Genomic DNA, 13,080 nt, shown 5'->3' with positions numbered 1-13,080 from the left:
TTAGGGGTTAGAAATATGTTTAGAGATTTAAGCCAAGCATTTCATTATATATCATTTAGATTGAAGTCAATTGAAAATTCACTATAAAGCAAGTAGGCTCTTCAATAATGGAACGTGTTATTTCCCTATTGGGACTCGGTGTTTTTGTCGCCTTTGCCTATGGCATCTCGGTTAACCGTCCAGCAGTGCGCTGGCGAGTGGTAGCAATGGGGCTGGGTTTACAGTTTGTTTTAGCGGTGCTGATCCTCAAGGTTCCATTCGGCTTGGCTCTATTCCGCTTTTTAGGCGATCGCATCCAGACGTTTTTAGAGTTTTCGGATGTGGGGTCTGAGTTTGTGTTTTCGTCCCAGTTGGTGAACAATGAGGTGTATATTTTCGCCTTTCGGGTGTTGCCAACAGTAATTTTCTTTTCGGCGTTTATTAGTGTGCTTTACTACTATGGAATTTTACCGCGCATGGTACAGGCGATCGCTCGGTTCATGCAATATACCCTGAAAACTTCGGGATCGGAAACGCTGACGGCAGCCGCGAATATTTTTGTCGGTTCGACAGAAGCACCTTTGCTAATTAAACCCTATGTCTCGACAACTACCCGGTCTGAACTTCATGCGATTATGACCAGTGGATTTTCGACGGTAGCTGGAGGAGTTTTAGTCGCCTATATTTCCTTTGGCATTGCTCCAGAGCATCTGATTACCGCATCGGTGATGTCTGCTCCGGCAGCGTTGGCGATCTCGAAGCTGATGTATCCAGAAACCGAAAGTTCCCCCACAATGGGAACGGTATCTATCCAGGTGGAGAAAACCTCTATCAATGCCATTGATGCTCTTTCTACAGGTGCTTCTGAGGGAATGAAGCTAGCCCTGAATATTGCGGCAATGCTGATTGCATTTTTGGGGGTACTGGCGTTTATCAATGCTGTATTAGGTTGGATGGGCGGATTGGTTGGTTTACCGACGTTATCCTTAGAGGGAATTTTTGGCGTAATCTTTGCGCCTGTGGCTTGGTTGATGGGGGTTCCTTGGGCAGATTGTTTAGTGGTGGGGGAGCTACTGGGAAAGAAGACAATCCTGACTGAGTTTATCGCTTATGTAGATTTGAGTGAGTTGATTGCGAATCAACAAATTTCCGATCGCACTGCGGCGATCGCCACTTATGCTCTCTGCGGCTTTTCTAATCTGGGGGCAATCGGCATTCAGTTGGGAGGCATTGGGGCGATCGCTCCCTCTCGACAATCCGATCTCGCTCAGTTGGGTTTACGAGCTATGATTGGCGGATTTCTTGCCTGTTGTATGACCGCTTGTATTGCTGGAGTTTTACTCTAACCGTCATTCATTCTTTAAAATGGGCGAAGGTCTAACCGGAGGCGGCTAGACCTAAACTAAGTATTCTTGAGAAACTCTAATTTTCAGGGTTTTACGAGTTAAGAAAATGGACAAGTACAACTAACTTACTAAGGTTTTCATGCTTCACAGCCATACCTTTTAGGCTTTCCCATAACCCTGTCTTTCCGGACTTCAGGTTTGGCTTAACCGCTGACTGTGCAGGGGGTTTGCCACTAGGGTGAAGGGCTATGTTCAACTGTGACTGGACTCTAGAGGACAGACACCAATTCTAGAACCCAAATTTAATGCTTTAATTTCTTGCTTTGGTGCCTATATTGTTTACAATAGCATAGTTTTTTCAGAGTTCCAGTATTGTTTACACAAATTTAGGACTCTTTACAGAGCGCAATATTCATCAACAAGAGATTTAAGTATAATGGCTGATTTTTCCAGGATGTTTTAACCATGAACTCAACTCAAAGAATAGGAATTAACCCAGTTTCCCTACTGCTCATCGGTGGCGCACTTCTGCTCAATTTGGCAGGATGCGGCTCCTCTCAAGGGACTCCAGAAGAGACGGCACAAATCACTCAAGAAGAATGCGATCGCCCCAAACAGATGGATGGGCAATATTGCGATCGCAATCAAGATCTAGTTGCCGATCCTCCAGACAATCCTGATGAATGGATTAATCCAGACACCCTCATCTTTGCCTATTTACCGATTCCCAACCCAGACCAATACGAATCTGTTTGGACTGAATTTATGGCCCATCTATCGGAAATTACCGGCAAACCCGTCCAATTCCTCGCTCTAGAGGCAAAAGCCGATCAAATTCAAGCCTTAAAAGACGGTCAACTCCATATTGCCGGGTTTAGCACTAGCACTGTCCCCATTGCCGTCAATCAAGCCGGCTTTACCCCTTTTGCCATGATGGCCGCTTCTGATGGCACATTTGGCTATGAAATGGAAATCATCACCCATTTCTCCAGCCCTCTGGATAGCCTCGAAAACCTATCAGACCGCCAGTTAGCCTTCACGGATGCTAATTCCTATTCAGGATACATTTTACCCCGTGCCCTCCTAGAAGCCGGTTATAACCTCAAAGGCGATCGAGACTACAAAGCTGTATTTTCTGGATCTCAAGAAAAGTCTATCGTCGGAGTACAAAACCAAACCTATGAAGCAGCCGCCATTGCCAATGATGTCCTGCAACTGATGTGCAATCGTCAGGAAGCCGACTGTAGCCAATTCCGCTCCCTTTACCAATCCCAAACTTTCCCTAATGCCGCTTATGGCTATGCCCATAATTTAGACCCAGAACTGGTTAAAGGTATCCAAAATGCTTTTTTAACCTTTAACTGGTCAGGAACGGGTTTAGAGCGCGAATTTACTGCCACAGGAGAAGAAAAATTTATCCCCATCGACTATCAAATCGATTGGAGTCAGATCCGTACTATCCAGGAAGCTCAAGGAGTCGATTACCAAGTGCCTTCGGATTAAATACTCTATGGTATAACCCAGATGGAATTATCCCTCTCCTAAAAGAGTTAGTATTTTTTAGGAGAGGAATAGCTTAAACAACAATGGAAATGTAGTGATTCCTGATATATTGAAATTAACAGGTCGATTGCAAGCTGATAATTGGAGTCCGCCACCCATACAAATCAATCAACATGGTAATCTAACAAATGGCTTATAGAACCGATCGCACCGAGTCAGATTTACAACAGCTACGGGAGAAACTACGCCAGTTGGATATTGATCTGGATTTTCTGTTGTAGTTGGATTATCCTTTTGCTGCTGAAGTAAGTTGGCACTGCAAGTATTACCAACACTCAATGCATTTGTTAAAGCGTTGTTACCCCAATTATCTTCAATATTGATATCAGCACCTGCTTTAATCAGTAGTTCTGTAAGTTCACAATTGTCTGTCTCAGGAAATCCAGTGCCATAAGCAGCTACAATTAACGCTGTCCAACCTCGCCTATCTTGTGCATTTAAATCAGCACCTGCTTTGATAAGTTCTTTAACTGAATCTAATCTTCCGCGTTCGCTTGCCTTAATGATAGCCGTTTGACCATTAAGATCTTTGACATTTAAGTTATATGAAAATTTTACTAATATTTTCAGATAGCTATTCGACTCGAAGGCAGCCGTACTAACCAGAGCAGGGACAACTTTTTCGTTTAAGTATACTCTGCAAAAGATACTGGATACTATAACCAATATTAAGTACTGGATAAATCTGTTATACTTTTTTCGACTAATTTTTTTCTCTTTTGATAAAACCAGAAAGAAAAAGATAAGAGCTAAAATAAGACCCAAGCCTAAGCTGATAAAACCACCAAATATAATAGCATAAAATAAATCTTCATCCCCATAGCTTCCCCAAATTTTATAGCGCCAAAAAATAAACGAAAAAATCATTTGATTTGAAATCGTCATTCCGGCAATTAGTGCAATGATAAAATTTTTCATAATGAATTAAAACAATCCTTTTGTTAGGGATATAGATTCAGCAATAATAAAATCCATTCAACACTGTTCTTAATCTATCTGTAATATCAATTCCTTCTTAAAATTTGAGCCGTCATAAGGATTTATATTGCATCCCGGTACAAATAAATGATTAGTGCAAGTCTAATTACTTGAAGAGGTGTTTGGCAGAAAAATGACTCCTAATATTTCATATAATGCTTTCTCTATCAATGATCTATGGTGAACAACAGTTGTATCAGATCAACTCAAAAGAGAGGCGAAAAACTTTTCGCCTCTAAAGATCTTGCTATACCTCTCGATCGCCTTAAACCACGCCAATATTAACCGGGACAAAGTCATTCACAGAGAAAACTGTTGGTGGTGTATTGGCCACAATACCCAAAATTTGACCGGATGGATTGATCCGAATGACCGTATTGCCGGCCACATTTTGCAGTAATAAATTCTGAGCGGTTAAACTGCCCGTTAAACCAATGCGATCTACCCCGATTTGAAAATCGACAATAAAATCAGCTTGTTCAATTTGATTAACTGCCGTACTGGTGCGCAGAACAAATATATCTGCACCTGAACCACCAGAAAGCACGTCTGCGCCAAAATCACCACTCAGGGTATCATTTCCGTCGCCACCACTGACGGTATCATTACCTCGACCACCATAGAGGAGATCGTTGCCTAAATCACCAAAGAGTTGATCTGCCCCTTGGTTCCCATAAACAATATCGTCATTCTGGCCACCCCGGACAACATCATTACCTTGACCGCCATAGAGTAGGTCATTACCTTGATTTCCATTAATGCCATCGTTGCCTTGATTACCATTAATACCATCATTTCCCGAGCCACCAGAGATAATATCATTCCCTTGCAAACCAGAAACTTGGTCATTGCCAGCTCCTGCATTAATTACATCATTCCCTGCTGTACCAAAGATGTTGTTATTTCCTGAATCGCCAGGGGTAGGAGTGGGAGTGGGAGTTGGGGTGGGAGTAGGAGTGGGAGTGGGAGTGGGAGTGGGAGTGGTATCATTATCAGCGATCTCCGCTGTCACACTGGCCAGAGTAATATTATTAAAACTCGCATCCGTACTAGTGCTGGTATGGCGAATTACACTACTATGATTCCCCTCTACTGCTGTATCATCCACTGCTGTTAGGGTTGCCGTTTGTGGAGTATTCCAGTTACTGGGAGTAAAGGTAAACGTCGTTGGATTGACCGTCGATTGATTATCGGGTGTTGCTGTAATGGTGACATTAGCAGACGGTTGTTGAGTTAAAACTAAGGTATAACTGTCCGTTGCCCCTCCTTCGGTTAAAGTCGTGCTACCTCCAGATTCTACAAAGCTCACTGAACCAGGAGTAGGAGATCCAGTGTCATTATCCGTAATGGTAGCGGTAACGGTTGACACAGGGGAGTTATTATAACCTGGATCGCTTGGAGCATTGACCGTATGGCTAATGGTACTACTGTGATTTCCCTCCGCCACATTATCATCCACTGCTGTCAGAGTAACGGTTTGAGCGATATTCCAACTGTTAGGAGTAAAGATAACTGTTGACGGTGCTGCTGTGGATTGATTATCTGAAGTAACACCAACAATAACATTACCAATCGGTTGGCGACTCAGACGTAGGGTATAAGTATCGGTATTGCCGCCTTCTGCGATCGCCGTACTTCCCCCAGTTTCCTCTACAATCACTCGTCCCACTTCTGCATTCGTCACGGAGACATCACTCGGATCGATGCCATTGTAGTTTGTATCCGTACTGGTAGCCGCCGCTAGCAGAACCTGATAAGACACATCACCATCGTCAATATTATCAGCAACTCCGGTAACTGTAACCGTTTGCACCGTATCCCAATTACTTGGTGTAAACACTAAGCTTTGGGGCGCAACCGTTCCTTCTGTGGTATCGCTACTGCTAACCGGAATGGTCACATCTGCTGTTGGCTGGGTATTCAGCACGACTGAAAATTGGGCTGTACCTCCGGCTTCGGTTGTCGTCAGTCCGGTGGTTGGATTAACCGTAATACCAACCGTGTCGTTATCTACATTAGTGGCGGTAACTTGGGAAGGAGAAAGGGTATTGTAATTGGTATCGCTACTGCTAGCACTGACGGCAATCGTATAATCAATATTACCATCAGCAATTTGGTCGTCAACTCCAGTAAGAGTGACGGCTTGAGTGACATTCCAGTTTTGTGAAGTAAAGGTTAATGTGGCTGGAGAAACCGTTCCTTCACTGGTGTCATTACTGGTCAGATTAACGGTTACGTCAGCGGTGGGTTGGGTATTGAGAGAGACATTGAAATTAGCCGTTCCCCCCGCTTCGGTGGTGGTTAATCCGGTTTGAGGTTCGAGCTTCAAACCGGGAATATCATCATCTAAGATTTCTAAAACGGTCGTACTCTGTGAACCCAGTTCAGCATTACTGAGGTTATCCAGGTTAAAATTAATGGTTTCTGTGGATTCCGTTTCTGAGTCTTGCTGAATGGTTACAGGAACAGTTTTGGTGGTTTCATTCGGATTAAAAGTGACGGTGAGGGGGAAGTTGCTATTGTCATAATCCCCATTTGCTCCGCCAGTGGCTGTTCCTCCAGTAATATTAACCCGTACTTGGGAGGTGACATCTAAGTTCCCACTGCGGTTGAGAGTAATTTCTCCATTGACGAGACTGCCATCTTCATTGACTTGATACGTGGCTTCTGAGAATTCAATTAGGGTATTGGAGAGATAGCGTTGGGCGTAGATTCCTGTGGCATCGCCATCTTGGGCTTCACTTTCCCAGGAGATCGCCAGTCGCCCATTATCAGACACTGCGATCGCGGGATTCTCCTGATCGTTTGCCGTCTCAGTATTGACTTGAAATTCCGCCCCTTGTGGTTGTCCTTGAGAATTATACTGCCGAGCGTAAACCCCGTCTCCATCACCATCTTGCCCAGCACTTTCCCAGGTAATAAAAAAGCCACCACTATTCTCCATGGTGACTTCCGGTGATTTTTGCTGCCCCGTGGTAAAGGTATTAACCTGAAATTCCGCGCCTACTGCTGCACCATTACTATCGTAGCGTTGGGCATAAACCCCTTCCTGGCTTCCATCTTGACTGGCACTTTCCCATACAATGACAAATGCCCCATTATCATTCATGGATACTGAAGGACTACGCTGATCGTCAGCAGTAAAGGTATTAACTCTAAATTCTCCTCCCACAGCGCTGCCATTACTGTCATAGCGTTGGGCATAAATACCAGCACCGCTACCATCTTGCCCGTTACTTTGCCAAGTAATAATAAAATTGCCATTGGCATTCATGGCTACTGAAGGAAAAGCTTGGGAGCCATTGGTCGTGGTATTAACTCTGAATTCTGAACCGGCTACAGTTCCATCGCTATTGTAGCGTTGGGCATAAACTCCACCTTCGCTCCCATCCTGGCCATTGCTTGTCCAAGACACGACAAAGTTACCATTGGCACTCATCCCCAAGCTAGGAGCAGACTGGTTATCATTGGTTGTGGTATTAACCTGAAATTCATTCCCTTGAGGGGAACCCGCACTATTGTAGCGTTGGGCATAGATTCCGTAGCCGCTGCCATCTTGTCCACCGCTCGTCCAGGCGATCGCAAAATCCCCATCGGAGTCAATCCCAATCGTTGACTCATATTGAAAGTTATCAGTAAAGGTATTTACTCTAAATTCGCCACCCTGAGCTACTCCCGCACTGTTGTAGCGTTGAGCATATACGCCAGATTGAGCATCTCCTGGCTGGAAATAGCTTGTCCAGGTCACGACAAAATCACCATCGCTGTCTATGGCGATCGCTGGAAGTTGTTGAATGCTTGCTGTTGTCGTATTAACTTTGAATTCTGAACCAACTGGATTAACAGCCATTAGTTTTCTCTCCTAGGGGAATATAGGGTAAATGCAAGGGTTATGGGGTACTCTATTTCGATTCAATATTATCAACTGATTTCTCTTTTGGAGAACATCACCACAGAGTTTAATCATTACGGGTGAGAGGATTTTGAGGTTTTATCAAATGAGCATTTATCTCGCTGGCGCGAGATCTCACCGGATTGCCTCTGCCCTTAGAGTACCCAAACTTGCGCTATTGCGGATCGCTAGAGTCTCCCATTTCCGAGGAAGGACGCAACCAATAGGCAAAGTCAGGAGCGCTAAAGGCTTGGCGAGTCGCTGGTTTTTCTAAATTTAACAGGGTGGGTCGATTAACTCCAGTAAGAACTTGGATATCATACAATTCTTGAGCGCCACTGGAAAAGGTTAAGCGGCCCATCGGTTTTCCGGTTTTCAAGTCAATGAGCGCTACGCCACAGACTAAACTCGGAAATCGAGTTTGCAGGGGCAAACCACCAAAAATAGCGGTTTCTCGAATTTGTGATAAGGCTACTAATGCCGTGTTTCCCACAAAGGCCAAACCGCGACCAAAGCCCGGTAAAGCACACAGGATATCGATAGTGTGGGTTTTGGGATCGATACGCCACAGTTCCCCAGTACCAGAATTGAGTGTCCACAAATAACCCTGATACCATCGTGGAGAATGGGGCATGGAAAGCCCCTCAAGGATGATTTCGTTGCTTTCTACGTCTAGAATAATCCCGCCTGTAGCTTTATTAGGTCGCCATCCTCCCACGGTGTTACTTTTGCCCAGAGCAGTGACATATTTGGGTTTCCCGTTAACCATAGCTAGGCCATTGAGGTGACACCGATCTTCGGGTGCAAGTTCAGTGATAAACGGGGGTTGCCATCGGGGAACAAAGTTAAATTCATGACTGAGGGTGGCTAAACAGGAAAACCTAGTATTGACGATCCAAATTTCATCTTGGCCAAAACTGAGGTCATGGATATTTAGGTCTCCCGTCCAATAGCTAACGCGAGGCAGATAGAGGCTATCATAGCGACCGGGTTGATGCTCTAGGTAGTCGGTTGCGAGGGTGGGAGAGTTGGCACAGATGATGACTTGATGACGGGTGGCGATCGCCAAACGGCGACCCGATACGGCTAACCCCATGGGTTTATCAAACTGGCGTAATAATAGATTAATCTGCTTTCCATTCCATCCGATCGCGGCTACACTACCGGCTTGATAGGTGCTTAAAATGAGACTATGATTAGTCTTGGAGAGCCATTCAATAAATCCGGGATCGGCATTACAGGCGATCCGATTTTGGGGAGAAGCCAGTTGGGGGTCAAGAGTCATAGCGCTGTTTTATCGGAGTTTCCAAGGGCGATCGGATGGAATCTTAATTTTCTTGTTATAACTAAGCTGTAAGTCGTTATTTTTGCCGTGAGGGAAGCATACAGCGTGAAGGTCTTATTAATTTATCCCCTATTTCCACAAACCTTTTGGTCTTATGATACTCTCCTAGACTTAGTAGACCTCAAAGTGTTGTTTCCCCCATTAGGACTGATCACCGTAGCCGGTATTTTACCGCAAGAGTGGGAATTTAAATTATGCGATCGCAACGTGCGTCCCGTCACCGAAGCAGAATGGGAATGGGCCGATCTCGTTATTCTCTCCGCCATGATCGTCCAAAAAAAAGACATCGTTGACCAAATTCAAGAAGCCAAACAACGCGGAAAATTAGTAGCGGTTGGCGGCCCTTATCCGACCTCAGTCCCCAATGAACTCCAAGCTTCCGGAGCCAATTTTCTCGTATTAGATGAAGGAGAAATCACCCTTCCTTTACTGGTCAAAGCCTTAGAAAAAGGAGAAACTAGCGGCATCTTTAGGGCCACCGAAAAACCTGACGTAACCATCACCCCCATTCCCCGATACGATCTACTCGAATTGGATGCCTATGACTCCATGTCCGTGCAATTTTCCCGTGGCTGTCCCTTTCAATGTGAATTCTGCGATATTATTACCCTCTATGGTCGTAAACCCCGCACCAAAGACCCCCAGCAACTCTTAAAAGAACTCGACTACCTCTATGAATTGGGTTGGCGCAGAGGCGTATTTATGGTCGATGATAACTTTATCGGCAATAAACGCAATGTCAAACGACTCCTCAAAGAACTCAAAGTTTGGCAAGCAGAACATGACTATCCCTTCCGGTTTAACACCGAAGCCTCCGTTGATTTGGCGCAAGATACAGAATTGATGGATTTAATGTGCGAATGTTATTTTGATGCGGTCTTTTTAGGTATCGAAACCCCCGATGAAGACAGCTTGACCTTAACTAAAAAATTTCAAAATACAAGAGGTTCTCTATCAGAAGCTGTTGAAACCATAACTCGTCATGGTTTGCGCCCCATGGCAGGCTTTATTATTGGTTTCGATGGAGAGAAACAAGGAGCCGCCGATCGCATTATTCGCTTTGTCGAACAAGCGGCAATTCCTACAGCCATGTTTGGCATGTTACAAGCCTTGCCCACAACCGCTTTATGGGATCGGTTGGAGAAAGAAGGACGGCTCTTTTATGATGGGAAACAGGATGTAAATCAACGGAATTTAATGAATTTTATTCCCACTCGTCCTATTGAAGAAATTGCCCAAGAATTTGTGGAGGCATTTTGGCAATTATACGATCCTGAAGTGTTTTTAGATCGCACCTACCGCTGTTTTCTCAAATTAGGAGCGCCCAAAGCTACGCCTCCAGGAAAAATTCCTAATTGGAAGGATGTACGCGCTCTAAGTATTATCATTTGGCGACAAGGGTTTCAACGGAAAACGCGCTGGAAATTCTGGCACCACTTATTGTCAATTCTGCGCCATAATCCTGCTGTTTTGGAGCATTACTTAATTGTTTGTGCCCATATAGAACACTTTATGGTTTATCGAACTATTGTCCGCGATGATATCGACCAGCAGTTACAAGAGTTTAAGAAAAAAGAGAGGCAACTTTCACAAATTCCCTCTACGGCACTGAGAATATAACATGAAAGGCTAGGCAATAGGAAAAAGCTTGTATTGCTTAGAATCTAATGCTTCAAGCTCTACTCTATAGACGAGAGAATCGCGATAAAAAGTTGGAGCTATTAAAAGATAGGGCTGTTTAATTGGCCCTTCTTTAGTTCTTGGTTGTAAGGGGAGCGACAAGAGAGTGTGACTAAATCAAACTGAATTTAAGATGTGACTTGTACTACTGAATCAACTGATTCCGAGTTGTTGGTTGGGTATCCAACTTCCATGTAATCCATAGGGAATATGATGTTGTAGATGGAGCCGCGCGATTGGCTCTTGTTCTAGGTTTTCTGCATCTAAGATAATAATATTAGAGCGATGGTTTTGGCTTTGGTAAACAACGGAAATAATCCAACCTTTATCTTCAAGATCCGATCCAGGTTGAGGAATAAAGATGGGTTCGCTGACAAAACCATGGGGAGCTGCACTCCAAAATTGCGTTTCTCCAGATTGGTTATCCCGTTTGAGAATCCCTTGTAAAGGGGCGCTACCCTGATTTTGATCTGCTGCTCCTAAATAAATATAGCGGTGGGACTGACCTACCCACTGGGGATGAATCTGGGGAAACTCACAACATCGGGATTCTAAGAGTTGGCGATCGCCTCTTTTGTTTGTCAAGTCTAGTCGAAAACGCCATAATTGGCTAGGCGCAAGTCGATTAAAGTCTGTATAGCGAAAATCACTGCCAGGCTCAACTTCCGGAAAGGATTCATAGCCGATTGAGTCTAGGATAATTTGGTTCTTTTCTTCAAAGGCATTGACGTGGTGAAATACAAACCCAGAGTCAATTTCTATCCTTTTTATGGGTTGAGTCCCTTGGCGTGGAATCACCCATACTTTAGTTGCATTGTGGCGATCGAAGTCAATACATTCCCCAGGGCCAAGCAGTCCGAATAAGAAGGGAAAGGGATTAAAGGATACTGAATTTTGTAAAAATAGATAATATTGGGGCGTAATGGCGAAATCGTGAATGAAGCAGAATCCGGGAATTTCGTGGGTTCTTTGGCGTAGGAGTTGACCGTTAAGGTTGAATTCCCAGAGGGTTAGTTGACTGTTTAAACCGGGTTGAATGGAAAAGTTGACTAAACAGGGGTTACCGCGATCGCCATACGGGTCGATTTTGGGATGGGCGGAAAAGGCTTGACCGGTTTTTAAAAGACTGTCAAGATCGTCTAACCCTAAAGTTTCTAAGGTCTGGGGATCGAGGCGATGGGGTTGTCCTCCTTCCCAGAGAGCCAAAAGGCGATCCGCCCAATAAATAATATGGGTATTGGCTAAGTTTTTGAGCCGCAAGTCAAACAGGTTGGCGAACCATCCGCCGGGTTTTTGGGTTCCGAAGACACCGCGATATAGGGGTTTACCGGCTTTTTGTTCTTCGATATATCCTTGGGTACGCACATAGCGATTACGATAGTGGGCGCGCCCTCCCTTAAAGGCAATCGCATTCACCATACCGTCTCCATCAAAGGGATGGGCGATCGGATATCCACCAATATCTAATAATCCGGGGCCATTGCGTAGTAGGGTTCCTTCTAATTCTTGGGGGATATCGCCTTCGATGTCTTCGATCCAATAGTCGTATTCATGGGGTTGAGATTGATAACCTTGGCTCCACTGTTGGCGATCGTAGGATAAGGGTGGGCTAGAATCGAGTCGCATAATCCGATTTGAGAGGAGAAATGATACAAAACTTTACAAATCCTATCATTTTCTCCACAAAATGGGGGGTTGCTTGGGTCATCGAGTGGGCGAACTCAACTTAAGCAGAAGGCTTTTGTCGTGCTTGTTTCACCATCGCGATTAAGGTTTGGTGAGCATCCTCAGAGTCCACCAATTGATGATCGAAGGTAATCCGCAAGGAAACCGGTTGTCCTTCCACCTGAGCGGTAATATCCATGCCGTCAGGATCGATCGCTTCCATTTTAGCGCTGCTCGCTGAAGGCGTTTGGCCAAATGTTTGGGCGTATAAGGCGATCGCCTCGGCATGATCTTCATTCATATGCTTACAAATGCGATCGCTCACTTGGGCTGTAATTACGTCAGACATCAGTTTCAGTTCCTCATTGGGATTTTGCTTCCAACCTCTGATCAAGTCTAATGGGTTAAGCTAGTCGGTTTCAATCCCTCATAGGGATTTAGGTGGATTTCAACCTGGAATAGGGGGGTATTCAAGGGTCTCTATGAACGTTTTAATCCCTCATAGGGATTTAGGTGGATTTCAACGCAAGTTCGTTCAGGGACTGTTGTAGGGATATCTCTGCTGTTTCAATCCCTCATCCCAAATCCGGATAGTATAGGTAGAGAGAGAAGAGAGAAAGATGACAAGAAAA

At 44.6% G+C, this 13,080-nt stretch carries 8 protein-coding genes; 3 read left to right on the top strand and 5 right to left on the bottom strand.

The features are described from left to right. The first annotated feature begins 107 nt into the window (after positions 1–107). Entirely contained in the window at positions 108–1,325 is a 1,218-nt protein-coding gene (locus AC3A14_RS01280) for a NupC/NupG family nucleoside CNT transporter (protein ID WP_318700186.1), read from the top strand. Positions 1,326–1,790: 465 nt separating this feature from the next. Next, positions 1,791–2,828 carry a phosphate/phosphite/phosphonate ABC transporter substrate-binding protein gene (gene phnD / locus AC3A14_RS01275; RefSeq protein WP_318732745.1) on the top strand — a complete coding sequence of 346 codons (1,038 nt, stop codon included), beginning with the start codon at positions 1,791–1,793 and terminating at the stop codon, positions 2,826–2,828. 168 nt (positions 2,829–2,996) lie between these two features. On the opposite strand, the gene AC3A14_RS01270 is transcribed toward phnD, so the two are convergent. The 3 genes from AC3A14_RS01270 to AC3A14_RS01260 form a co-directional block, all read right to left on the bottom strand. Continuing rightward, entirely contained in the window at positions 2,997–3,806 is an 810-nt protein-coding gene (locus tag AC3A14_RS01270) for an ankyrin repeat domain-containing protein (RefSeq protein WP_318732744.1), read from the bottom strand. Positions 3,807–4,131: 325 nt separating this feature from the next. Beyond that, the gene (locus AC3A14_RS01265; protein WP_318732743.1) at positions 4,132–7,716 is read right to left on the bottom strand and encodes a Calx-beta domain-containing protein; all 3,585 of its coding nucleotides are present in this window, start codon (positions 7,714–7,716) and stop codon (positions 4,132–4,134) included. Positions 7,717–7,933: 217 nt separating this feature from the next. Continuing rightward, the gene (locus tag AC3A14_RS01260; RefSeq protein ID WP_318732742.1) at positions 7,934–9,043 is read right to left on the bottom strand and encodes a TIGR03032 family protein; all 1,110 of its coding nucleotides are present in this window, start codon (positions 9,041–9,043) and stop codon (positions 7,934–7,936) included. A gap of 105 nt (positions 9,044–9,148) precedes the next feature. Here AC3A14_RS01260 and AC3A14_RS01255 point away from each other — a divergent pair, with 105 nt between their 5' ends. Then, a complete protein-coding gene (locus AC3A14_RS01255; RefSeq protein WP_318732741.1) occupies positions 9,149–10,723 on the top strand; it encodes a B12-binding domain-containing radical SAM protein in 1,575 nt (524 codons plus the stop codon). 213 nt (positions 10,724–10,936) lie between these two features. Here AC3A14_RS01255 and AC3A14_RS01250 read toward each other — a convergent pair whose 3' ends face one another. Then, positions 10,937–12,409 carry a carotenoid oxygenase family protein gene (locus AC3A14_RS01250; RefSeq protein WP_318735790.1) on the bottom strand — a complete coding sequence of 491 codons (1,473 nt, stop codon included), beginning with the start codon at positions 12,407–12,409 and terminating at the stop codon, positions 10,937–10,939. Between the two features lie 100 nt (positions 12,410–12,509). Beyond that, positions 12,510–12,797, bottom strand: a complete 288-nt coding sequence (locus AC3A14_RS01245; RefSeq protein WP_318735793.1) for a DUF2470 domain-containing protein — start codon at positions 12,795–12,797, stop codon at positions 12,510–12,512. Positions 12,798–13,080 lie beyond the last annotated feature (283 nt).

Source organism: Roseofilum sp., from assembly GCF_982964205.1.
This window is presented reverse-complemented; position numbering and strand designations above follow the sequence as displayed.

Coding starts and splice junctions, on each gene's coding strand:
- AC3A14_RS01245 (WP_318735793.1), bottom strand. CDS start 12,797: ATGTCTGACGTAATTACAGCCCAAGTGAGCGATCGCATTTGTAAGCAT.
- AC3A14_RS01280 (WP_318700186.1), top strand. CDS start 108: ATGGAACGTGTTATTTCCCTATTGGGACTCGGTGTTTTTGTCGCCTTT.
- AC3A14_RS01260 (WP_318732742.1), bottom strand. CDS start 9,043: ATGACTCTTGACCCCCAACTGGCTTCTCCCCAAAATCGGATCGCCTGT.
- AC3A14_RS01270 (WP_318732744.1), bottom strand. CDS start 3,806: ATGAAAAATTTTATCATTGCACTAATTGCCGGAATGACGATTTCAAAT.
- AC3A14_RS01250 (WP_318735790.1), bottom strand. CDS start 12,409: ATGCGACTCGATTCTAGCCCACCCTTATCCTACGATCGCCAACAGTGG.
- AC3A14_RS01265 (WP_318732743.1), bottom strand. CDS start 7,716: ATGGCTGTTAATCCAGTTGGTTCAGAATTCAAAGTTAATACGACAACA.
- phnD (WP_318732745.1), top strand. CDS start 1,791: ATGAACTCAACTCAAAGAATAGGAATTAACCCAGTTTCCCTACTGCTC.